The 24,686-nt window shown below is 46.7% G+C and carries 16 protein-coding genes; 5 read left to right on the top strand and 11 right to left on the bottom strand.

The genetic code is table 11. The features are described from left to right. Positions 1 to 14: 14 nt before the first annotated feature. The 3 genes from H0G69_RS01960 to H0G69_RS01950 form a co-directional block, all read right to left on the bottom strand. Positions 15 to 1,619 (bottom strand): xylulokinase, encoded by a 1,605-nt coding sequence (locus H0G69_RS01960; protein ID WP_180305061.1) that lies wholly within the window; start codon positions 1,617 to 1,619, stop codon positions 15 to 17. 176 nt (positions 1,620 to 1,795) lie between these two features. After that, the gene (locus tag H0G69_RS01955; RefSeq protein WP_180305060.1) at positions 1,796 to 3,046 is read right to left on the bottom strand and encodes an MFS transporter; all 1,251 of its coding nucleotides are present in this window, start codon (positions 3,044 to 3,046) and stop codon (positions 1,796 to 1,798) included. 5 nt (positions 3,047 to 3,051) lie between these two features. Further along, positions 3,052 to 5,058 (bottom strand): beta-galactosidase, encoded by a 2,007-nt coding sequence (locus tag H0G69_RS01950; protein ID WP_180305059.1) that lies wholly within the window; start codon positions 5,056 to 5,058, stop codon positions 3,052 to 3,054. Between the two features lie 166 nt (positions 5,059 to 5,224). Here H0G69_RS01950 and H0G69_RS01945 point away from each other — a divergent pair, with 166 nt between their 5' ends. Next, positions 5,225 to 6,142, top strand: coding sequence for a helix-turn-helix transcriptional regulator (locus tag H0G69_RS01945; RefSeq protein WP_033934379.1), 918 nt, complete (start codon positions 5,225 to 5,227; stop codon positions 6,140 to 6,142). A 47-nt stretch (positions 6,143 to 6,189) separates the two neighbouring features. Here the strand turns inward: H0G69_RS01945 and H0G69_RS01940 are convergent, their stop codons facing one another. Continuing rightward, a complete protein-coding gene (locus H0G69_RS01940; protein ID WP_180305058.1) occupies positions 6,190 to 8,397 on the bottom strand; it encodes a beta-glucosidase in 2,208 nt (735 codons plus the stop codon). 123 nt (positions 8,398 to 8,520) lie between these two features. On the opposite strand from H0G69_RS01940, the gene H0G69_RS01935 reads away from it, so the two are divergent. After that, positions 8,521 to 9,588 carry a helix-turn-helix domain-containing protein gene (locus H0G69_RS01935; RefSeq protein WP_180305057.1) on the top strand — a complete coding sequence of 356 codons (1,068 nt, stop codon included), beginning with the start codon at positions 8,521 to 8,523 and terminating at the stop codon, positions 9,586 to 9,588. A 41-nt stretch (positions 9,589 to 9,629) separates the two neighbouring features. On the opposite strand, the gene H0G69_RS01930 is transcribed toward H0G69_RS01935, so the two are convergent. Together H0G69_RS01930 and ahpC are read right to left on the bottom strand one after the other, a co-directional pair. Beyond that, positions 9,630 to 11,291 carry an FAD-dependent oxidoreductase gene (locus tag H0G69_RS01930; RefSeq protein WP_128513136.1) on the bottom strand — a complete coding sequence of 554 codons (1,662 nt, stop codon included), beginning with the start codon at positions 11,289 to 11,291 and terminating at the stop codon, positions 9,630 to 9,632. A gap of 18 nt (positions 11,292 to 11,309) precedes the next feature. Continuing rightward, positions 11,310 to 11,873, bottom strand: a complete 564-nt coding sequence (gene ahpC, locus H0G69_RS01925; protein WP_006500333.1) for an alkyl hydroperoxide reductase subunit C — start codon at positions 11,871 to 11,873, stop codon at positions 11,310 to 11,312. 243 nt (positions 11,874 to 12,116) lie between these two features. Between ahpC and H0G69_RS01920 the strand changes: the two genes are divergently transcribed. Continuing rightward, positions 12,117 to 12,500: a cupin domain-containing protein gene (locus tag H0G69_RS01920; RefSeq protein ID WP_180305056.1), complete on the top strand. Its 384-nt coding sequence runs from the start codon at positions 12,117 to 12,119 to the stop codon at positions 12,498 to 12,500. A 298-nt stretch (positions 12,501 to 12,798) separates the two neighbouring features. Here H0G69_RS01920 and H0G69_RS01915 read toward each other — a convergent pair whose 3' ends face one another. The 5 genes from H0G69_RS01915 to xylA form a co-directional block, all read right to left on the bottom strand. Further along, on the bottom strand, positions 12,799 to 14,838 hold the full coding sequence (locus tag H0G69_RS01915) for a right-handed parallel beta-helix repeat-containing protein (protein ID WP_180305055.1): 2,040 nt from the start codon (positions 14,836 to 14,838) through the stop codon (positions 12,799 to 12,801). 38 nt (positions 14,839 to 14,876) lie between these two features. Then, positions 14,877 to 16,340, bottom strand: a complete 1,464-nt coding sequence (locus H0G69_RS01910; protein ID WP_180305054.1) for an MFS transporter — start codon at positions 16,338 to 16,340, stop codon at positions 14,877 to 14,879. A gap of 275 nt (positions 16,341 to 16,615) precedes the next feature. Then, entirely contained in the window at positions 16,616 to 17,797 is a 1,182-nt protein-coding gene (locus H0G69_RS01905; protein ID WP_180305053.1) for a helix-turn-helix domain-containing protein, read from the bottom strand. Positions 17,798 to 18,439: 642 nt separating this feature from the next. Beyond that, a complete protein-coding gene (gene xylB, locus H0G69_RS01900; RefSeq protein WP_180305052.1) occupies positions 18,440 to 19,945 on the bottom strand; it encodes a xylulokinase in 1,506 nt (501 codons plus the stop codon). A gap of 83 nt (positions 19,946 to 20,028) precedes the next feature. Next, positions 20,029 to 21,378, bottom strand: coding sequence for a xylose isomerase (xylA, locus tag H0G69_RS01895; protein ID WP_180305051.1), 1,350 nt, complete (start codon positions 21,376 to 21,378; stop codon positions 20,029 to 20,031). Between the two features lie 345 nt (positions 21,379 to 21,723). On the opposite strand from xylA, the gene H0G69_RS01890 reads away from it, so the two are divergent. Together H0G69_RS01890 and aroF are read left to right on the top strand one after the other, a co-directional pair. Then, on the top strand, positions 21,724 to 23,076 hold the full coding sequence (locus H0G69_RS01890) for a sugar porter family MFS transporter (RefSeq protein ID WP_180305050.1): 1,353 nt from the start codon (positions 21,724 to 21,726) through the stop codon (positions 23,074 to 23,076). 600 nt (positions 23,077 to 23,676) lie between these two features. Next, positions 23,677 to 24,672 (top strand): 3-deoxy-7-phosphoheptulonate synthase, encoded by a 996-nt coding sequence (gene aroF, locus H0G69_RS01885; RefSeq protein ID WP_180305049.1) that lies wholly within the window; start codon positions 23,677 to 23,679, stop codon positions 24,670 to 24,672. Positions 24,673 to 24,686: the final 14 nt, after the last annotated feature.

The raw sequence follows: 24,686 nt of genomic DNA, 5'->3' as shown, positions 1-24,686 counted from the left end.
TGTATTCCTCCCGATTAATCCAGCTTCATTGACTCACCAGCTGCTTTTTCAGCCGGCATTGCCTGCTTATAGTTGTCGATAAACTTTTCGTAGCCCTTAACGCTTTCCGGCTCTGGCGACAGCGTAGCGATTTCCTGATCGGCAAAGACCTCGTCATCAAGAAAATCAGCCAGGTCTTTACCATGATTGTCAGCAGCATATAAGGCCAACACTGCCATGCCCCATGGTCCGCCTTCACCAGCATTGCTCATGACGCTGATTGGCGTGTTTAAGGCATCAGCTAAGACTTGCTGAGCTACGACTGGTGTCTTGAACAAACCACCTTGTGCAATCAAAACATCGGTGCGAATATGTTCTTCACGCAGCAGAATGTCCATGCCGATTTTTAATGGCGCAAAAGCAGAATAGAGTTGTACCTTAAACAAGTTGGCCAGGTTAAACCGACTGTCTGGCTTGCGAACCAGCATCGGCCGACCTTCATCGACCCGCGTAATATTTTCACCAGACAGATAGCTGAAGTTGACCAGGCCACCACCATCCTGTTCACCGCGCAGCGAGGCATCAAACAGTTTTTCGTACAGCTCGTTTGGTGACAGCGTAACGCCAAGCAGCCGCGCAAATTGATTGAAAACTGCTGCCCAGGCGTTGATATCAGACGAGCAGTTATTGGTGTGAACCATGGCAACCGGAGCCCCATCCGGCGTGGTAACCAGATCGATATCACGGTGAACCTGGCTGAGTTTTTGATCCAGGACAACCATCGAAAAGGCGGAAGTCCCAGCCGAAATATTACCAGTACGCTTGCGAACGGCATTCGTAGCAACCATGCCAGTCCCAGCATCACCTTCGCTTGGCGCCAAAAGCGAGCCTGGCTGCAACAAGCCGCTTGGGTCCAGTTTTTTAGCCCCAGCTGCCGTCAAATGACCAGCCGTTTCGCCTGCTACCAAGACCTTAGGCAGGATGTCCTTGATGTCCCAGCCATATTGCTTAACTTCCGGCAGATTGGCAAACTTATCCAGCATCACGGCATCGTAGTCATGCGTGGCTTCGTCAATTGGGAACATTCCCGAGGCGTCGCCAATTCCCGTCGTTTTTTCTCCCGTCAGCTGCCAGGTTACATAGCCATCCAAAGTCGTGATAAAATCAATGTCTTTAACATGTTCTTCATGATTTAAAATGGCTTGATAAAGATGTGCGATGCTCCAGCGTTCTGGAATATTGAAATCAAACAGTTCAGTCAGCTTGGCGGCTGCTTGACCGGTGATGTTGTTGCGCCAGGTTCTAAACGGGACCAGCAGTTGATTTTCCTTATTAAATGGCATATAACCGTGCATCATGGCACTGATGCCGATCGCGCCGATTCTGGTCAGCTTTAGATCATATTTTTCGCTGATTTCAGCAGCCATCTTGGCATAGCTGGTCTGAATACCTTCCCAGACCTTTTCTATTGGATAGGTCCAGATATGATGATCCAATTCGTTTTCCCATACGTAATCGCCACTGGCAATCGTCTGAAAATCATTCGTAACCAAGACCGCTTTGATACGAGTCGATCCTAATTCAATTCCTAGTGCCGTTTGGGCATTTTCGATCTTTGATTTAATTTGTTCTTGATCCATAAGGCAGGCTCCTCCTGACTGAATAATTTGTTATGGATTGATCTTAGATAACGATTACATTTTAATATTTTTGTCCGTATAAATCAACCGGACAATTCATAAATAAAAGAGCCGTCATTGGGAGATGAATCATGACGGCCCTTTTGAGAGAGTGTGTAAACGTCTGGAGAAAGCGATTATTTAACAGAACGGATCATTTGAATGAAGATGCAGGCCAAAACAGCAAAGGCAATCGCCACTGGGAAGACCAGGTTGTAGCCGGCCATGCCGACCAAAGCACTGGTAACGATCGGGCCAGCCGTCTGACCAAGCGTCGTAGCGATGTTCAAGATCCCGAGGTCCTTGCCGGCTTCTTCCTTATTTGGCAAGACGTCAACGTTTAAGGCCTGGTCAACGGCACCATAAACGGCATAGCCCAGCCCGGCAAAACCGGCAAACAGAATCATAGAAAATGAAGTCTTCATGACCCATGGCAGCAGATAGCCGATTGCCAACAGCAGCGAGGCAATGTTGACCGGAATCTTGCGCCGGCCCAATTTGTCTGAGATCGCGCCTGAAGTCAAAGAGCCAATCAAGGCAACGACCATCGTGACTACCGACATGATGGAGATCGTCGCCGCCGCGGCCGTCTTGCTTTGGCCAATGTAGCTTTCCAGAATGTAGAGCTGGTAGTTTAAGATCATGTAGTAGCTGAAGATCAGCAGCGTCCGTCCGGTGAAGGCCAGCCAAAAGTCACGCGCGTTGTGCATTGGAGGACGGAATGAGGCCAAGAATTCCTTAAAGCCGCCCTCGACTGGTGGCAGGTCTTTGGAAGACTGTTCCCGCGGCCAGACAACGATTGTGGCAATTCCGGCCAGGCCCATCAGAATGCCGGCCGTCGCAAAACCGGGAATCTGAATCGTAATGAACTTGGCCCCAATCAGCGTCCCTAATGAAGAGCCGACCGTCGTCCCGGCCGAGTTGAACGCCGACATCGTAGCCCGCATGTCGTCTGGCACCCGGTCAGACAGGGTGGCGATGACTGGTGCCAGCATCATGTTCAAGCCGAACATGCAAACACAGTAGATGATCCCAATCAGCCAGGCGTTGTCGACGACCCCGATCAAAAATAGGGTTACGCCGGCTAGGATGGCACCCCAAAAGATCCAGGGCGTCCGACGGCCAAAGCGAGAACGCGTCCGGTCAGACAGATTCCCAAACAATAAGTTGGCGACCAATGAGGCAATGGCCGTGGCGGCGTTGACATAGCCAAAGATGGTCGTTGAGGCAGCCTCGCCGGCAATGTCGCGCAGGTGTTGGGGCAGTAAAACGGCCGAAACGATCGCCAGCCCAGTCATCCAAAGAATGGCACAGACAAAGAAGCCGGCCGTAAAGCGGATGCGCCCGCTTTTGCTTAATTTGATTTCAGGCTTTTTAGCAGTATCCATAGTTGTCATCCTCTTTTCATGATCTTAACTTCCCATGGTGCCATTTCGACTTTTTGATCAGCTTGAACCGAAGCATCAGACAACAGTTCAGTGGCCGCAAATGGCATGATGAATGCTTGATTTTCATCTGAATAATTAAAAATAAAATCAATCTTTTCTGCCTGTTCATTGATGCCGCTCTTAATGATCAATGGGAATTGAGTCTGATAGCTGCCAGCCAAGCCTAATACGGCAACGATATGCTCAACTAAGCGCGCAACGACCTCTTCATTTGGCCAGCAGCCCAGATACCAGGTCATCCCTTTGCCAAAATTGTTTTCAGTAATTGCCGCATATGACTTCCAATGGTGATCATAAGTAGCTAAAACCTTCGCGCCATCAGTTTCCAAAAGTTCAGCCCAATTGCTGATCTGACCATCGACATCCTTAAAGACGCCAGAACTGTCAGCTAAGCCTTCGCCATTCGGGTCGACAAACATTTCATAATGCGCGCCCACAGCTTGGCTGATGATGCCCGGCTGCCGAGTCGTTCTAACCTTGACGTGTTCGTTGGCAACACCATCTTTAAACGTGTAGAGGACATGGCCACCATTTTCAACGTAGTCATTCAGTTTCTGTAAGAACTCATCAGTTGCCGTGTAGAGCATCGGCACGACCAGTAGATCATACTTAGCCGGATCAATCAGCTTGGGATCCAAGACGTCAGTAGCGATGTTTTGACGATAGAATGCATCATACAAGCGACGGAAAACATCATTATATTTAGTGTCCTCGCCAATGCCAAATTCCATCCATGGTCCAGAAGTTGCCGTCAGACTGGCATTATCAACGACAAAAGCAACCTTAGCCGTGTGTTTGAGGTTGATCAGATCAGCCGACAGCTTTTTAAAGGCTGCTCCAACTTTTTTGGCTTCGTTATAAACCGGGTTCGGCTGGAAATCATGACTCAAAAGGCCTTTCCAATAAGTCTCAAACGAATTATGAATTGAATGCCAGTGCCAGTATTCAACCATATTGGCACCACTGGCAACATGTGAAAAGGCCAATTGGAAAAGCTGTCCCGGATATGGCGTCCAGGTCTTAAATGCCTGAGCCTGCGTTTCTAAGACCAGATAGTTCTGCTGCTTGATTGAACGAGCAATGTCGCCAGCAAACGAGATTTCGGCGCCTGTCAATTGGCGTTGGGAAGGATGGTAGACGTCAATCCCTACTACGTCTAAAGGCTTGGCAGTCGCGAAATGATCAACATCAGGCTGGACACCGTATGAATAGCCACGCCATTCAAAATCAAAGTTATGAGTAATGAATTGGTCATCATGCGTGTATTCACGGACAATTGCCGTCTGCCATGCCAGATAATCGGTCACCAGCTGGCGTTGATACTTGGCAAATTCGCCAGCCAGACTGCCATTGATTGTTCCATTAACGTTTGGAAAGTCTTCCCAGGCATTGATGCGATTTGACCAGTAATCCAAGCCAAATTCAACGTTCAAGGCATCCAGGTCACCATTAAATTCTTGCTTTAGATAATCGACAAAGCCGGCCTGCACGTTACGGCTGGAAGTCCCATAATGCTTGGTCTCATTATCGACTTGATAACCGATCACGTTGTCGTATTCACGCGTCACCAGCATCATTTGACGAATGATTCGCTCAGCATAAAAACGGAAAGTCGGATTGGTAATGTCCATAATCTGACGAGCACCATATGGCAGACGATTTCCCTGCCGTTCAACCAATACATCCGGATATTCTTTGGCCAGCCAGGTTGGAAAAGCATAAGTTGGTGTCCCAACTATTACTTTCATACCATTTTTATCCATTTTATCCAGAGTATAAATCAATTTACTAAAATCAAATTCACCATCATGCGGCTCATAGGTGCTCCAAGTACTTTCACCAATCCGAACCACATTGATCCCAGCTGCCTTCATCATTTCAATGTCTTGATCAATGCGATCGTACGGGAGATATTCGAAATAGTAGGCAACTCCGTATAACAACTGTTTCATTTTTGCATCCCTTTCTGCTACAATTTAGTAAGCGATTTCTTAAAGCTGATGCCTATATTATGAAAGCGCTAACTGAAATAACGAAGGGCTTTTACCATGAAAAAATGTCCCTTTTCCACGAAAGATCATTTATACGGATAAACTGTTCATTTTCGAGGTATAACCAATGCAAAAATATCAATCAAAAATTCTGCAAAATGCAATCCGCCTGCCGGCCATCAATTGGAATCTTTCTTTTTTCGGCGGCCACTTTCAACACGTCAATACTGGCTGGCATGTTGGCATTGAACAGCATCTGGCTTTTGAGGTGATTCAGATTCTCTCAGGCCAAGAACGCGTCAACCTGCATCGCAAGTCCTATCTGCTGACAGCTGGCGATATTCTGATTATTCCGCCCAACTTGGCCCACGATATTACCTGTGTCGAAGAGATGGACTATTTCAACTTTCACTTTGACCTGGATGACGCCGGCTTCATTCGACTGTTGATTGAAAACGGTTTGATCTATTATCCCAACGCTACTCAGCAAAACATGGCCCTGCAGCCAAGTCTGCACGCACTAAATCAGTTGGTTGACCCAGCTATGGACTATTCGTTTGAAAGCAAGCTCTTGATCCAGCGCTACCTCACCGACTTTTTGCTGGCCTTGATTCATCAGACCAACACGCATTCATCAGCCTATAACCTAAATCAGCTGTCCTATGCCTCATCAATTGCCAGTGAGGTTAAAGAACAGCTCGAACTGCAGATCCACGTTTACCTGACTGAGGGGATTGATCCGCGCGAGGTTGGCAGATTGACGATTGAGCAAATCATCAGCACGCTGCAGATCAGTCCTAGCTATGGCTTTGAATTATTTAAAAGCGTCTATGGCGAGTCGCCACGAGCCTATCTTTCTAAGCTCAAACTGCAAAAAGCCCAACAGCTGCTGTTGATGCCCAAGCTCTCAATCGGCGAGATCAGTACCGCGCTGGGTTACCAGGAAGCCTCCCATTTTTCCCGTCAGTTCAAGCGCTGGTGTGGTCAAACGCCAATGCAGTATCGCCAGACTGCCAAGAAGCATTCCCAAGAACAAGCCAAATAAAAAAGGATCGCGAATTTTGCGATCCTTTTTTATTGATGTTTGATTAACTAATCCAGCTCATTTAGTTTCTGCAGCAGCTCATGAACCGTTTCGGCATCAATATCCGCCATCGTCAATGAACGCAGGGGGATATTGGCAAAAACTGGTGCCAGTTCAGGTGACATCAACTTGTCAAAAGTAGCTGTCAGACCCATTTCAGCAATAATCTGCTTGATTCGTTCATCAGCATTTTCCAGTAATTCGCCAACGTAGGTCTCATCGGTAATCTTACCAAGCGGATTCGTCCCAATCGTCAGCTCAAATTTTTGCCGCAGCCGAATGTCACGTGACGAGCTGCCGACCAAGATCTCATATTGACCGTTATCGGCTTCCCAAGTTTCATTTTCTGGGTTGTACCAGGCAAACGCGCGCCGCGACAGCTTAACGGTCAGATGCTTGGTCTCGCCGGGCTGCAGCTCAACTTTAACGAAGTCGCGCAGTTCATCAACCGGCACAATCGTCTGACTGGCGTGGTTGGCCACATAGATCTGAACGACTTCCTTACCTGCCTGACTGCCCGTATTTTCCAGATCAAAGCTGACTGCCACGTCATCGCGATTTTCATTGATCGTCAGGTTTTGATAGGCAAACGTCGTATAGCTTAGGCCATGACCAAATGGGAAGCGCACAGCCAGCTGCTTGGCATCATAGTAGCGATATCCCATTAAGATGCCTTCTCGATAGACCTCATGCCGCCGATCCTTGCCAAAGGTTGGATAGGTTGGATTGTCGGCTAGTTGCTTAGGGAAGGTTTCCGAAAGCTTGCCAGAAGGATTGACCTTGCCAGATAAAATATCCCAGGTAGCCTCACCGACTGCCTCACCGGCCAGATAAGTCTCAACAATCGCTGGCGTCTTTGGTTCCCAAGGCATCTCAACTGCCGAACCGTTTTGAAGAACCACGATCACGTGCGGGTTGACCGTCAGCAGCTGTTCAATCAATTCATTCTGGTTGGCTGGCAAACTGATGGACTGTTTGTCAAAGCCTTCTGATTCCATCGCTTCAGGGAAACCAGCAAAAAAGACCACTTGATCGCTGTTTTTGGCCAGCTCCATTGCCGCTTTAGTCAGCTGTTCATCCGCTTGATCGCTGTCTAAACGATAGCCCTGTGCATAAACGGCATGAGCAGGCATTGCTTCTTTTGGCGTTACAACGCGATGAGCATTGACATGCGAGCTGCCGCCACCTTCAAAACGCGGCTTTTGGGCCAGCTCGCCGATTACTGCCAGTTTGGCGGAATCACTCAATGGCAGCTCCTGATTTTCATTTTTCAGCAAGACGATACTGTCATCAGCCAGCTGGCGGGCAAACTCATGCTGAGCTTCCATATCATATGCTGGCGCTGGCGTCTTTGGATGACCATAACGCTCAGCCATTTCTAAAACGCGCAGTGCAGAACGGTTCAGCGTTGACTCTTGAAGACGGCCCTCTTTAACGGCTTGAATGATTTCTTCTTTTGAGGCATCCCCCTTGCCCGGCATTTCCAGATCTAAGCCAGCCTTGATCGCGGCCGTATGATCAACCACGGCACCCCAGTCTGACATGACCAGACCTTGATAACCCCATTCGTCACGCAGAATGTTAGTCAAAAGGCGCTGGTTTTGCGATACCTGAACGCCATTAAGCTTATTATAAGAGCACATGATCGTGGCTGGGTGCGCTTGCTTCACGATGCGCTCAAACTGTGCCAGATAGATCTCACGCAGCGTTCGTTCATCAACATCTGATGAATTGGTAAAGCGCTGATCTTCACGGTTGTTGGTGGCAAAATGCTTAACGCTGACGCCAACCCCAGTGCTCTGAACCCCCTTGACGTAGGCAGTTCCCATCCGGCCGGCCAGCAGCGGATCTTCAGAGAAATATTCGAAATTACGGCCGGCTAATGGACTGCGCTTGATGTTGACCCCAGGCCCCAGCAGCACGCCGATTTTTTCAGCACGGGCAGCCGTTCCCAACTGTTCGCCCAGTTTTTCCAGCATCTGATCATCAAATGAGCTGGCGGTCAATGCCGAACAAGGAAAACATACGGCTTCGATACTTTGATCCATAGCACTGTGCACGTTGACCTGTTTGCGCAAGCCAGAAGGACCATCCGTCATCAGCATAGGATCCATTCCTGAAACCTTGGCCGTAAACCAAAAATCCGTTCCTGAAACCAGGTCGGCGCGTTCTTCCAGCGTCAGGCCCTCAACAAAATTCAAGTCTACTTTTGTCATACTGCTACCTCATTTTCAAAAATATTTGCAACCGCTTTCTGATGCCATTATAATGTTTTTCAAAATCTTCGCCTATCTAATCTTGCTAATCATTATCCTAAATTGCGTTTATTGAGGTGGATCATGACCGAATCATTAAAATTTCTCCAAAACATGCAGGAAATCACTCAACTGGAAATCGATCAGCTGGATGCAGCCGGTCAGCTTACCGATGTCTGGAACCGGCCGGCAATTGTCAAGCTTCCTGAGTCATATCTAAAAAAACTAGCTGCTGCTTCATTTACACCTGGAATTTTTTTGCTGGCGCCCAATTCCGTGATTAGAGGCGCCTTACTGGTTGATTCAAAACATCGGCTTTTGATCTGGCAAAACCTGCGCAGCTGCACTCAGCATCATTTGGAGCAGGCCGGCAGCGCCATCTGGTTCGGGCTCAACCAGCATTGGCCAAAAATTCATAAAACATTTGAAAACGAGCTGCCATTACCAGAACATATTTTAGAAAACCATAACAGCTATGAACTGGAAAAACGAATGCTGAGCGCGGTTCGTAACGGCGATGACTCAAGCTATCAGCATTATTTCCGTCTTTTAACCAGTTCAGGGGCTTTTGGTCAGGTTGCCAAGGATCGGCTGCGCAATCAAAAAAATCTTTTGATCTGCCACATCACTTTGCTGACCAGACAGGCAATTGAAGGCGGTCTTGCCCCCAACGAAGCGTTTGCTCTTTCTGATCAGCTCTGCCAGCAGGTTGAGAGCCTGCAGACGATTGAGCAGCTAAACGCGCGGCTGCAGGCAATTGGTCAGATCTTCATTCAGCGCATTCAAACAACTCGGCAGGCTCAGAATAACAAAAAGGGCCTGCTGACGCAAAAAATTGAGGCTGCCCTTCGTGATCACTGCGGCCAAAACTATTCTTTGGATGACCTGGCTCATGATCTGCAGCGCGACAAATATTATCTGGCCCATCTTTACAAGCAGGAAACCGGCCAAACGATCAATCAATACGAGAACTCATATCGAATCAGCCGTTTTAAATCCATGCTGCTCTGGACCGATCAGCCAATTACCGAAATTGCTGCCGTCCTTGGCTTTGCAACCCTCAACTATGCCTCGCGCTGCTTTAAAAAAATCGTCGGTATTGCACCGCAGCAGTATCGCCAGCGCCACCAGCTGAAGCTTTTACAGCAATAAAAAATACCTTGGGCTAATATTTTGGCTCAAGGCATTTTGATTTATTCAGTTGCTTTTTCCGCTGCCGCAACCAGTTCTTCAAGCGATTGACTGCCGAAGATCACTGGCCCGTCATTGATAATCGTAGCCGGTACGCTCATAATCTGCCGTTCTTTTCTTAAAGCTGGGAAATGCTGCAGATCAATCATCGTAGCCGTGATCCGCGGATTAAGCGAAGCCATCCGCTGACAGGCTGCCACGACATCCGGGCAGAAGTGACACGTTAAGGAGACCCCAATCTTAATGTCAGTCGACGGCAGCTTTTTGATTCGTTCAGCCAGTGCCGGCTCAACGCTTTGACCCGGACCGCCCACATTGTAGATCCCTAAAATCAGTGACGTCAATTCATGACCAGTTGGTACGCCGGCATAGTGCAGACCTGTATCGGTATCATCAACGACCAGACGCAGCTGCGGCGTGTAGACCAGGCTGTCTGGTGCGGTGGTCTTTTGAATCTTGAGGTGATCATTAAGCTTTACCAGTTCACCAATAAAGCTGTCCATTTCTTGGCTCAATGCCGTATCGTCTTCCAAAAGCTGCAGCGTAACGTCTTTGGTCAGCCGACTAAAGACACCCTGCATCTGAGCAACCAGGTCTGGTGTAAACCAGTCGCCAGTATGATGGGCAACCGGCTGTTCGCTTTCAACCTGTGAAGTCTGACCAACCGTAGCCGCTTTAGGAACTTCCTTTTTAACATGGATTGGGATCCCTAAACGCTGCTTTTGTTCCGTCACGTATTTTTCTGCACTGGTAGCTGCTACTGCTCCATCAGCCGCGGCAGTGATAATCTGACGCAGCTGCTTGACGATGACGTCGCCCGCTGCATAGACGCCAGGCAGATCGGTTGCTCCGTTTTGATCAACGTGAATATAACCGTGCTCATCCAGGTCAACGATGCCCTTTAGCTGTTCAGTAGCTGGCTGGGTACCAACATAGATAAAGACGCCAAAGGTTTGATCGCCATCATCGACATGGTAGACCGTTTCCTCGCCAGTTTGGTTGTTGACCATCGTCAGCGATTTCAAGTACTGATCACCATCAACGCGCTTGACCTCAGTATGGTACAAAACGCTGACTTTTGGATTGTCGAGGGCCCGCGAAGCCGTTAGCGGCGCGCACTTAAAATGATCACCCCGTACGAGGACCGTCACGTGCTTGGCAAACCGCGTCAGATAATCGGCTTCTTCAGCGGCTGAGTAGCCACCGCCAACGACAAATACCTGCAGCCCGCTAAACAGCTCGCCATCGCAGGTTGAGCAGTAGGCCACGCCGCGTCCGCGAAACTCTTCTTCGCCTGGGAAGCCAACCTTGCGTGGACTGGCGCCCATTGCCAAAATGACGCTGCGGGTCTGATAGATGCTGCCACTTTTGCTCGTCAGCTTTTTAACGTCGCCATCAAGCTCAAACTTAACGATATCGTCTTTTTGAATCTTGACGCCAAAATCAGCGGTCTGCTGCTGCATCTGATTCATCAGCTTGGTGCCGTCAATGGCCGCATTGCCGGGATAGTTGTAGACCGTTGAAGTCGTGGTCACCTGACCGCCGACCGTGTCCGCCTCTAAAATCAAGGTATCCAGCGTTGCCCGACCAGCATAGATGCCAGCAGTCAACCCCGCAGGCCCAGCGCCCACGATAATCAGATCATAAATATGTTCTGCTGCCATTTCAATCACCTGCAATCATTAAAGCTTGCCGACCAGATCCAGACTTGGCTTAATGGTATCTTGACCTGGCTTCCAGTTGGCTGGGCAGACCTGATCGCCATGCTCGCGAACGAACTGAGCAGCCTGCAGCGTCCGCAGAATCTCTTCGGCGGAACGACCAATCCCCATGTTATTAATCGTGTATGATTGAATCTTGCCATCGGGATCAACGATGAACACGCCACGGTAAGCCTGTCCTTCGTCTTCATTCAAAACGTCAAACATCCGCGCCAGTTTACCGGCTGGGTCGGCCAGCATATGATACTTGATCTTGCCGATTTTTTCAGATGCTTCCGCCCATGCCTTGTGAACGAATTCAGTGTCTTCTGAAACAGAGTAGATTTCCGCGTTGGCCTGCTTAAAGGCTTCATAGTTGTCCTGCAGTGCTTCCAGTTCAGTTGGGCAGACAAATGAGAAGTCAGCTGGGTAGAAGAAGAAAATGCTCCACTTGCCAAGAACGTCCTGCTTGGTTACATCCATCGTTTCGCCATCTTGATAGGCACGCACCTTAAAGTCTGCGATTTCTTGACCGATAAAGTTCATTATAATCCTCTCCTTTAGTTTAGAATGATTATCAACTACAACTATAATTTAACACTTTTACCGCCCAATGTAAATCAAATCACTTTTAATTTTGCAATTGCTTTACTTTTTTTAGATTTGTTTTTGAAATCGATAACCAAAACGTGCTCTGCCCATTAAAATGCTATCAAGTTTATTTTAACAAGTTTTATTTTCTTTGGAAAGCGGATACAATATCATAAGCTAAAAGCAGGAGGAATAAGCATGCAGTTTTTTGAGGACGGCTATCTGCCAACGATCAACACCACTTTTTCATTTTTTGGCGGCCATGCCGAAACCGTCGAGCCCGGCTGGCGCTGGCCAACTGAACACCACCCAGCCTTTGAAATCATGTATATCATGGATGGCGCGCAAAGAACCGTTACCGAATCAGCAGAAAAAATCATTAAAGCCGGCGAAATGATGATCATTCCCATTGGCATGGAACATACCAACTACTGCTGGGGCAATGAACCAATGACCTTTTTTACCATGCATTTCAACCTTGACGACCCGGCAATCAAATATCTGCTGGTGAAAAACTTTACCAACCAAATTATTAATCAGACCGCGCCTTACTATGACGAACTGCGCAAATCGCTTGACTAGGCTTTTTGTTGTTTCTGGTGCTTTACGGCCGGCTTCTTTATCTGTGCCAGTCTTTGGATGACCGGGATGGCGATCGTTTTGACCTGCCTCTTCATTCAGATGATTCACTCCGTTAAATAATTTTTACGCTTGATCGTTGGTTTATCATCTCAACTCTTTTAAACAAAACTCCTACTGTAAAATCGCTAAAATTCATTAAAATCAACGACCAAGCAACCAATAAAAGCGTTTCGCCATTTCAAAATGACGAAGCGCTTTTTAATTAATCCGTAAGATTAGCTAATTTTGAATTAAGCTTTTAGAACACACGCTGCTCGGCTTTGAACTTAACCAAAGGACCAGCCGTTACTTTAGCACCGTCACGATGGTTGCCAAAGAAATCAGCATCAAAGACGATTGGCGTGCCATCAGGGTTTTCATAGCGTTCTTCTGGTTCAAATGCCATCCCCAGCGTAGCGGTTGCAATCTTGGCATCGTTGTTTTGAGGGAGGAAGTCAGCCAGATTGGTCTTAAGATACAGGCCATCAGCTCGTTCTTCCAATTCCAGGACGACTTGATCCTTTTCATCAACGAATCGGTTCTGATCTTTGCTGCATGACTGGGCACCGTTAAAGTAGGCATTGCCCGCGCTCCATACTGGCAGGTGGTTGTAGTAGTGATCGCTGTTTGGCGCGTAGATTCCGCAATAGCCATCAAACTGGCGATTCCATTCCTCAAACGTTGGATATTCTTCAAATGGCCGAGTACCGACTTTAAAGTTATAGGTATCCCAGGCATCTGGCTTGTCATGCATCAGTTCAGCCAGTTTTTGCATTTCCGGCCGCAGCTCTTGCTGAACGAAGATGTTGTTGTAGAAACGATTGTCACCATGCTGGAATGTCATAAAGCCCATTACCTTGGTACCGTGATGTTCATGATATGGCGTAAAGCGATTGGATGGCAGGTTGACAGAATTATTGTCCGTACCAACACCAACCGCGGTAAAGCTGCCAGCAATCAAGTTATGCACCATGGCAATTCCCTGCGCAGCAAAACGAATTGAACGCTCAGAAAGGAACAGGTTGTTATCAATCAGCGTTGGACCATGGGAAACCTCTACCCACATGTCTTCACCAAGGCCCTGCAGCACATCGCCTACATTTTCTTCGCCGACTTCAAAATGCTCAGGTAAGGAGTTGTGATCAAAGATGTTTTGTGTGACCCGTGTTCCTTGTGCCTGCCAGTCAAGCCATAAGCCGCGCGTACAGTGGTGAATGTGGTTGTGACGGTAGATCACGTCAATGGCAGCATGCATCTTGATTCCGCCAATTTCGGCCCCCACCAGATTTTGACGAATATTGATGTTGTAGATGTCGTTTTCTTCAATTAAGGAGAAGACGCCGCCTAAATGACCAACAATCCCGGTTTGACCACAATCATGAATACGATTGCGACGAACAATATGCGAGCCGATATGTTCTTTATCCCAGCCTTCATAAGATGCCTGACAGATCACGTCACGCTCAGTCTGAGTACCATCTTTATATTTCCACTTGGACCATTTGTTGTCATTGTTTGGCTGCAGATACTTGCCAAGCGAGATACCAGAACATTTGGAATGCGAAATCTCACATTCTTCAATGATCCATCCTTTTGACCAGTGTGGACCAACCATCCCTTCTTGGTAAGCCGTTGGTGGCGCCCATTGCGTCGCCGCTTTGGTAACGCCAAATCCTTTTAAGGTAATGTAGCCGATTCCTTCAGCCTGTGGGTAAAAACAGCTTTGACGCACGTTGATCTCCACGTTTTCCTGGTTGGGATCGAAATCATGGAAGTTGGCATAGATAATCGTTTCATCCGTATCAGCATCTTGTTCCGTATACCAGGTATAGATCGTAAAATCTGGGTCCCATGATTTTTCATTGCGAACGGGCTGCTTTACCTCAGCCAACGTGTTGACTTCATACAAGGCCTTATCGTTTAGATAGACCTCACCGGTATGAGCCAGGATTCGTGCATCGAACCAGTCACCAAAAATCTTGGTTGTGTATGGATTGCGCTCACTAAACATACTGTTGGGGATTTTTACCTGCCAAATGCCATCTGCAGTTTTTTCCCAGCCTTTAACGACTTCCGCCCCAGTAATAATGGCCTTTAACGGCTCAACCGCCTCGTAGGCGATGCGCTGATCTGCCGTGCCCGCATGCTTAGGATTAACGTTTTCACGATAAATGCCTGGAAAAACGCGCACCTTATCGCCTGGCATTGCGATATCTGCGGCTGCTTGAATCGTTTTAAATGGACGATGCTTGCTTCCATCACCATCAAATGGCGCCTGCGCATCAACATAGATTTTCATAAATTTTCATCCTTTCCGTCATTTCTGCCTTAAGACAGCTACTTTTCTTCAGTTTGGCGACGATCTTCAATTTCGTGATTAATCTTGTCGACTTCAGCATCAGACAATGAATACTTGCTGATAACCCACATGCCAACAACTGCCAAAACAATTGGCAGCCAGATCATTGAAATCGTAATCCCATTCAAGGCTGTTGCTGATTGGGTAGCCTTTGTGCCGTCAAAATGACAGGCCGCGTTGATGTAGCCCGGAATGATCCCGCCAAGTGCCAGACCAATCTTGAAGAACAGTCCCATCAAGGCATTGATAATCCCAGCAACCCGCTTCTTTGAGTTCCATTCACCATAGGAAACGACTTCTGGAACCAGTGACCACATGTAGCCAGTAGCGGCCGTAATTCCCCACTGCATGATAAAGCGACCAATGTAGCCCAGGGCAATGCTGTTCTTAAACTGTGGCCATGACCATACCCAAAGAAGCAGCGTCCCAACGATAAACATTCCCAAGAACAGTTGGAAGAATCCCTTTTTGCCGATCTTGCGCCGAACGATTGGCCATAAGAAAACTAAGAAGATCCCTGGAATCGAACCAATCAGATTGATTGAAGCCATCCATTCCGAGTGGCCAATGTTGTATTGAACAAAGAATGGCCAAACCGTATTGCCAAAGAACATGAAGGTAAAGCCAACCAGGAAAAAGCAGCCTAGTACCCGCAGCGGCTTGTTGCGGCGCAGCTCATTCCAAAGGTCAGAAAACTTAACGGAAGCCGTTTCTTCTTCAGTCGGCAGCACTCGTTCATGAACGCCAAAGTAGGTGCAGAGCAGCAGAATAAAACCAATCAGCATATAGATTGACATAACGTGGAAGTAGGCACCAGCAGCGTGTGGCGAGGCATAGTTACCTAAATTAAGCTTGATGCCAAACATCCCGATGTCTTTTAAATGCTTGGCAGGGGATGCCATTTGAACGAACAATGGCAGGAACGTGTAGACCAAAAGATTACCGATATTGGCTTCCGTCATCCGAACCGTCGTTAAAGTAGAGATCTCATCGTTGTCCCGCGTCAGCGAAGCATTCAGCGAGCCGTAAGGAATATTAACGAATGAGTAGATCAGCGCCGTTGCCAGGTACATCAAGAATGCATAGGCAACATTGCCGCGGACGGCTGGAATTGGCAAGAACAGCATGGCACAGCAGATCGTGAGCGGAATTCCAAAATAAATCAAAAATGGCTTGTATTTGCCGCCGTGCTTAAAGTGACTTTTATCGACAACCGTTCCAACCCAAGGATCCCAAAAAACATTGACCCAGCGAACAATCAGAAAAATCGTGGCCCCAACAGCTGCTGAGATTCCAAAAACCGTTGTCAGATAAAACAGCAACATTGAGCCAATCGTCCCAAAAATCAGATTTTGTGCCAAGTCACCGGCACCATATGCAATTCGCTCGCCCCAGGACAGTTTGGCGAACTCATCGACTTGCTTGTTTTGTGGCTTGTCCATAGTTTTTACACCTCTTGTAGATTTGATTCAAACAGGTGCAGCGCTGCACGTTAGTTTGTGTTTTCAACCAACGACCAAAATCTAACATAGCCTTTTTGAAAACGCTACCCTAAAAATCAATTTTTTTTATCATTCCTGAGTTAGAATTTTTAATTTCGCTAAAATAATCGAGCTCTTTTCTTCATATAGCGTCAACAAAAAATGACCGCTGACAAAAACGCGGTCACTTAGTAATAAAATTTAAAAATACATATGATTTATTTTTCATACTATTTTTAAAATAGATAGTCGTAAAGATTCCAATCGGCAATTTTAGCGGCATCAGTACGGGCTTCTTTAGGCGTTATCCCGGTTAAGGCATGAAAAACGCGTGAGAAATGGGCCTGATCAGAAAAATCATAGCGTTCAGCGAGTTCAGCCATTGACAGATTGGTACCGATCAGATCCTCAATTGCATGATTGATCTGAACCAGGCGTTTAAATTGGCTGATGCTGACCCCGACCTGTTTTTTAAACTGGCTGCCAAGATAGCGACTGGACAATCCTACCGCTATTGCCAACTCATCGATACTTTGGTCCGTAATCGGATCACTCATCAGCTGCCAAAAGACTTTGCTGACGGCTGCAGTCATCTTGGCATCAACCATCTCACGGCAGCGTGTGGCCATATCCACATCTGCTGCCTCAATTGCCGCCAGCACTTCATTGTAGGACGTCAACGATTCGATATGTCGTACGTATTGATCATTCAGCGAATATACCAGTTCATAATCCAGCCCAACTTGAAACAGCGCGCGCAGATTTACGGAAACCGAGATAATACCCCAGTTTTTAACGTTGCGCAGTGCGTCTTGATTGTCTGCTAAAATGCCGATCCGCCCCGAATTGATGTTTTTAGAGAATATAATCGGCAAGGCAGCCAGATTTCCCTGCGCAATTGCTTTTTTGACTTCTCGCTCATACAGATAGCTAACGTGACCTCCCTCACTGCTCATCCGCAGCTTCAGTAATTGGGCATCAAGGTCTCTTGAAATACGTGCTTGATGAAATTCGTCACTAATGGTTTCAAAATCGATCGGCAGTTCTAATAACCGTCCCAACACCAAAATCTGCTGCAAAAACTGTTTTTCTTCCAGATAAACCGTCTTCAGCAGCTTTGGCATATACATAACGGCATGACTGCTGATCGCATTGTTATTTTGATAGCGCTGACTGACGTTGACAATCACTGGGCCAAAAAAGACAACTGTTTGATCATGCCACATTAGGCAGCTGTAAAGATTTTGACTGTGCCGCAAAAACTGCAGCGTTTTATGTGGGCAGCGGCGCAGGATTTTTAGATAGTCCATCAATAATAGCTTACCTTGGCGAAACTGCAAGCTATACTGGCCACGATCGTACTCCCAGATTGTAGCCGGTACCCCTAGTGACTCTAGATACTCAGTTACCATTTCCATTCTAATCCGTCCTTTATTCAAAAAATGATTCTAATCTTCAAGTTACTGTGTTAGCGATTACATAAAATAATAGCATGAGCTAGGGAAAATCAATATACTGCTGATTTTAATTCATATCGAATCAGTCTGTCTTTAGGCTGTCAGGCTGACTATTTCCTTAGCTCTCTTTATTAAAATCAGCCATTGACTATAAAACACCCCAATTCTGTTTTTCCCTGCTCATACTCATTGATAAATAGAATATTGGTTATTATCGTTTTGCCGATTGTTTTTAACAATGGGCAAAACTCATTTCACAAATTTTGCTGTTAACTCGGCTTAGACAAGTCCGTTAACCTGTCTACGAATTCGGTTTAATTATGATCATCTTATAAGGATAAATAGCTTGATCGATTGGTCGCTGTTTGTCTGCTTTTTCATCCACTATATTAATTATGATCATCTTATAAAGACAAATGGCTTGATTCGCTGATCGCTGTTTGTCTGCTTTTTTGATCCTATATAATAGTAGAAAAAATCAAATACCATAAAAGCGTCATACAGAATTGCCCTAATGGCAGTCTGCATGGCGCTTTTTAATGATGCAAATGAGTTTTTAAGCTGTTAATTGATGAAATAAGTTTTAAGGATTGGACCAACCAGCTAGTCTTCACGACGGAAGTTCAATAAAGCATGGCACAGGTCTTTGGTCTGATCATAGACTTGGTGGTAGATTGCATACAGTTCATCGTACTTGGCGACATTGGCCGGCTTTGGCAGGTACTCCTTGCCAAAGTGAACGAACTCCTTGGCACATTCCTGCAAAGACTCAAACCAACCCAGGCCAACTGCTGCAATCATGGCGGCCCCCAAACCAGGCCCTTGTTCATTGGTTAAGGCAACGACCTTCTTATTGAAGATATCGGCCTGCATCTGAAGCCAAAAGTCGCTCTTGGCCCCACCGCCGATTGCTACAACCGTGTCAAACTCTTGACCGTTTTGATCATAGATGTTCAAGATATCCCGGAAACTAAAGGTAATTCCTTCCATAACGGCTCGGCAGAAGTCATAGCGATCCTGCATGCTGTCAACGCCAATGAAGCTGCCGCGAATATCAGCATCAGCATATGGCGTCCGCTCACCAACTACGTAAGGCGTAAAGATCAGACCATTAGCACCCAGTGGCCGCTTGGAGGCTTTTTCAACCATCGTCGAGAAGTCCTCGTCTGGATCAAACTTATGCTTAAACCAGTTTAGCGAGTGACCGGCTGCCAACGTAACACCCATTGAGTAGTAGGTGTCTGGAATTGCATGGCATTCATATTGAATCTGGCCATGGTAATTAACGTTGGCATTTTCTTCATATTTAAGCACAACGCCCGAAGTCCCAATTGAAGACATAACCATGTTTGGATGCAAGATGCCGGCACCAACCGCACCACAGGCATTATCACCGCCACCACCATAGATCTTGGTAGCAGTCGAAAGGCCCGAAAACATTGCATAGCTGGCGGAAACATTGCCAGCATAGTCAACTGATTTCATTAATGGTGGACACATGCTCATTGGAATATCAAAGGCCTCACAGATTTCCTGGCTCCATTGACCTTCCTTGATGTCTAACAGCACCGTCCCCGTGGCATCCGAATAATCCATCCCCAGGTTACCCGTCATGCAGAAGCGAACATAGTCTTTTGGCAGCAAAAACGTCTTCGCCTTCGCCCAGATTTCCGGCTCATTTTCTTTAACCCACAGCAGCTTAGGCAGCGTGAAACCTTCCAGTGGCTTATTGCCGGTGATGTCAACAAAACGATCACCCAGCTTATCCATGATTTCTTGGCACTGCTTGGTCGTGCGCGTGTCGTTCCATAAAATAGCCGGCCGCAGAACTTGATTGTCCGCATCCAAAAGTACCAGCCCATGCATTTGACCAGAGAATGATATGCCCTTGATCTCTTCTTTTTTAATGCCATCTTTTAAGATCATCCGGTCAATGCCAATTGTTGTCCCATACAGCCAGTCTTGTGGGTTCTGCTCACTGTAGCCTGGCTTAGGCTGACTCAGTGGATAGTCGTAGCTTTGCTGAGCGGCGATCTTGCCTGAGCGATCCATTGCCGAAACCTTAACGGCACTGGTCCCCAAGTCGACCCCAATTACGTATTCATTCATAGTCTTTCCTCCAAGAAAAAAGGATCCGCAGCCATCTGCGGCGATGCGAATCCTTTCTATTATATTGTTAGAGTTTCAAGTGATTACTTAGCCAGCGTTTCGATCATGAAGTGGTTGATCGTGTCCTTAACCTGTTCAAGGTGGTCAGATTGCGTAGCAGCCCGCAGTTCGCTTTGTGGCGTGTCCAGAACGGTTGGTTCGATCGACTTGAAGTCTTCCTTGCCTTCTTCGATGGACTTGCCCAGACCTTCGTCCCATGATGCGTAACGATCCTTGAGTACCTTGTCCAGGTAGCCGTCTTCCTTTAGGGCAGCGGCAACGCGCAGACCGGCAGCAAACGTGTCCATACCAACAATGTGGCTGTAGAACAGATCTTCTGGCTTCCAGGAAGTACGACGTGGCTTGGAGTCGAAGTTCAGACCACCGTGAGGGCCAATTTGACCTTCTTCAACGACTTCGTACATTGCAGCCGTTGCTTCGTACAGATTGGATGGGAATTCGTCGATGTCCCAACCGATCAGCTTGTCACCTTGGTTGGCGTCCAGTGAACCCAGCATGCCGGCTTCACGTGCAACGCGAATTTCGTGTTGGTAAGTGTGACCAGCCAGGTTAGCGTGGTTGCCTTCCAGGTTCAGCTTGAAGTCCTTGTCCAGGCCGTATTCCTTCATAAAGTTCAGCGTCGTAGCAGCGTCGAAGTCGTATTGGTGCGTCGTTGGTTCCTTTGGCTTAGGTTCCAGCAGCATTTGAGCATCAAAGCCGATTTCGTTTGCGTAGTCCTTAGCCATGTGGAAGAACTTGGCAATGTGCGATTGTTCACGCTTCATTTCAGTGTTCCAGAGTGATTCGTAACCTTCACGGCCACCCCAGAAGACGTAGTTCTCAGCGCCAACCCGCTTGCCGACTTCCAGACTGTGCTTCAGTTGAGCACAAGCATAAGCGTAGATCTTAGCAGATGGAGCAGTACCGGCACCAGCCAAGAAACGAGGATTGGTAAACAGGTTGGACGTGTTCCACAATACCTTCATGCCAGTCGTCTTTTGGTATTCAACGATCTTGTCGATGACCTTGTCCAGATTCTGATTGGTTTCACGCAACGTGTCGCCTTCTGGAGCCAAGTCGCGGTCGTGGAAACAGAAGTAGTCAACACCCAGCTTGTCATAGAATTCAAAAGCATAGTCAACTTTTGCCAAAGCATTGTCCATTGGGTCAGTGTACTTGTCATATGGACGAACCGCCGTGCCATCACCAAATGGGTCAACCAGCCGCTGGTCAAACGTGTGCCAGTAGGCAACTGAGAACCGCAGCCAATCCTTCATCTTCTTGCCCAGAATTTCTTCTTCTGGGTTGTAGTATTGGAATGCCAGACGTGAGTTCAGGCCTTTGTGTGGACCTTCATACTTAACTTTATCAATACCTTGCCATAAATCACTCATAATATGGGCCTCCTGAAATTTATTAGTTTGAATAAACAACTAACTTACGACTTTTAATATAGACCATGCCTGCTGTTTTGTAAACCCTTTCTAGCAAAAAAGTTCAGAATCAGCTGATCCTAAACAACGACTTTTAAAATATATAATGAAGAAAAAAGGTCCCATCGTCAGCAGTAATTTTCTAAAAAGCTGTTTCCAGGTTTTTCACTAAAAATTCACGTGACTATTTTGCAAATTTTGCTTGCTTTTATTTTTGAAAGCGGTTATATTATATTCGCAGGTTGGTTTTAGTTTTAAACCAACCAAAGCAATAGGAGTGTTTTATAGTTAAGGAGTTGTGTAATCATGCGCAAAGTATCTGCGGGCTTTATTTACTTTTTCGGGGCCCTCGGCGGCTTGCTCTTCGGTTACGATACTGGTGTTATTTCTGGGGCCATTCTGTTTATTCAAAAACAGATGCACCTGGGAACTTGGGAACAAGGCTGGATCGTTTCCGCGGTACTGCTGGGTGCCATCTTAGGTTCATTATTTATCGGGCCATCGTCTGATAAGTACGGTCGTCGCAAGCTGCTATTATTGTCATCAGTTATCTTTTTTATTGGCGCACTGGGCTCTGGATTCTCACAAGGATTCTGGTCGCTGCTCTGCTTTCGGATCGTGTTAGGTCTGGCCGTTGGGGCATCATCTTCAATGGTTCCTACCTACTTAGCCGAGCTTTCGCCAGCCGACAAGCGGGGCATGGTTTCTAGTATGTTCCAATTAATGGTTATGACTGGTATTCTGGTTGCCTACATCACCAACTGGTCGTTTGAAAACATGTACACTGGTTGGCGCTGGATGCTTGGCTTTGCCGCTATCCCTGCTGCCATCATGTTCTTTGGTGCCCTTTACTTGCCAGAATCCCCTCGTTATCTGGTTAAGATTGGTCGTGAAGACGACGCACGGGCTGTTTTGATGAACATGAACCAAAATAACAGAGGCATTGTCGACAAAGATATGACGCAGATCGAACAGCAGGTCCACATGAAAAATGGTGGCTTAAAAGAACTGTTTGGTCCAATGGTTCGGCCAGCCTTAATCGCTGCAATCGGCCTAGCCGTTTTCCAACAAGTCATGGGCTGCAACACCGTGCTCTACTACGCACCAACGATCTTCACTGATGTTGGTTTCGGTGTTAACGCTGCGCTGCTGGCTCACATTGGGATTGGGACCTTTAACGTACTGGTCACCGCTTTTGCTCTTTCCATCATGGATAAGGTTGATCGGAAGAAGATGCTGATCTATGGTGGTCTTGGCATGGGGATCTCATTGTTTGTCATGAGTGCCGGGATGAAATTCTCTGGCGGTTCAAAGGCTGCGGCGGTCATCTGTGTCGTTGCCATGACGATTTACATTGCCTTCTTCTCTGGTACTTGGGGTCCTGTTATGTGGGTCATGTTTGGTGAAATGTTCCCACTTAATATTCGTGGCCTGGGCAACTCATTTGGTTCCGTGGTCAACTGGACTGCCAACCTGATTGTTTCATTAACCTTCCCAACCTTGCTGGACTTCTTCGGTACGGGTAGTCTGTTTATCGGCTATGGCGTCCTTTGCTTCTTCGGTATTTGGTTCGTCCATGCCAAAGTCTTTGAAACCCGTGGCAAGTCTTTGGAAGATATTGAACAGACGCTGCGTGACCACGCTGGTTCCAAGAACTAATCTCAGTCATTATTCAAAATCCCACTCAAATCTTAAATCTAAATTTAATCTTACTTGCTGAATCCTAAACCCTCTCAATATATCGATAGTAAGTATTTTGCCTGGCAGTTTTATTGTCGGGCTTTTTTATTGCGCTTAACAGCATGGTGCTGATTCTGGCATCATCCAGTTTCTTAAAAAAATAAAGTGAGTTTTCTTATTACCATTCTATTTTCAAGGCACTTATTTATTTCATTGATTAAACAACGATGATTATAGATTAAAATAAAATTAGAGTTGACTTTGCTTTTCTCATAATATATACTCGATTCAACCTTTAGGAAATACTTAAATTAAGGAGCAGCATTATGAAAATTACAAACGCACGATTTAGCTATTATTATCAATCATATTAACGCTGACACGACATAGGTTGTTGGCGTTGGTCTAACAGTCTATGTGATTGATAATAGTTTGTAATTACCGATTACATGGCAGATGTTTTGTTAAAGCACTATGTAATCGGCTCCGCTCCAACCAGCATATAAATGCAAGCGCGAACCCTCATGGTGTTTTAACATCATGAGGGTTTTTGAATTGATTAACAAGGGAGCGTTTATTATGATTATCGTATTAAAAAATGATCAAGCAAAAGCAGCAATTGAAGAATTAAAGCAGCATTTCGGCAGTCAGCATGAAATTTTTGTCCATAACAATCGTGTTGCCATTCAAAATGCCGATCCAAGCGACCTTACCCCAGCCGAACAAACCGCTGCTCAAGAAATTATTACCGATGTTCCAGCCGCCGTTCAAGCATCCCGCTTGTTCCATCCCGAAGATACGATCATTAAAACGCCACACTCAACTATTGGCGGAAAGAACTTTACCTTAATGGCTGGACCTTGCTCAGTAGAATCTGCCGAACATATTTTAAAAATGGCGCAAGTCGTTAAAAATGCTGGTGCAACCGTTCTGCGCGGTGGCGCCTTCAAGCCTCGCACCTCACCATACTCATTCCAGGGATTAGGCAAAGAAGGTCTGATTGCCTTGAGAAATGCAGCCGATCGACTAGAATTGGATGTGGTAACAGAAGTCATGGATGTTGAGCAGGTGCCGCTGGTTGAAGCCTACACTGATATTTTTCAGATTGGTGCCCGCAACATGCAAAACTTTTCTCTTCTAAAGGCGGTTGGAAAAACCCGTAAACCGGTAATGTTAAAGCGTGGAATGTCAGCAACGGTTGATGACGTCTTGAACGCAACCGAATACATTGCTGCTGGTGGAAATCACCAAATTATGATCGTTGAACGTGGGATTCGAACGTTTGACAACAAATACACGCGCAATACTTTTGATGTTGGTGTCATCCCGGTTTTACAAAAGTTGACCCACTACCCCGTAATTGCTGACCCAAGCCATGCTGCTGGTCATACTGAATTTGTAACGCCGCTTGCCTTGGCAGGTGTTGCTGCTGGTACCAACGGATTGATTGTTGAAATTCATGATGACCCAGCCCATGCATTTTCTGATGGCGCGCAAGCCTTAAAACCAAATGAATTTAACGAAATGGTAGTCAAAACGAGTGCGGTCCGCCAAGCTTTGCAGTCGATTGAATAATCAAAGAAGGAATT

The organism is Limosilactobacillus mucosae (assembly GCF_013423865.1).
In the GTDB taxonomy this organism is placed as follows: Bacteria; Bacillota; Bacilli; order Lactobacillales; family Lactobacillaceae; genus Limosilactobacillus; species Limosilactobacillus mucosae.
Note: the sequence above shows the minus strand (reverse complement) of the source record. Positions and strands in the feature narration are given on the sequence as shown.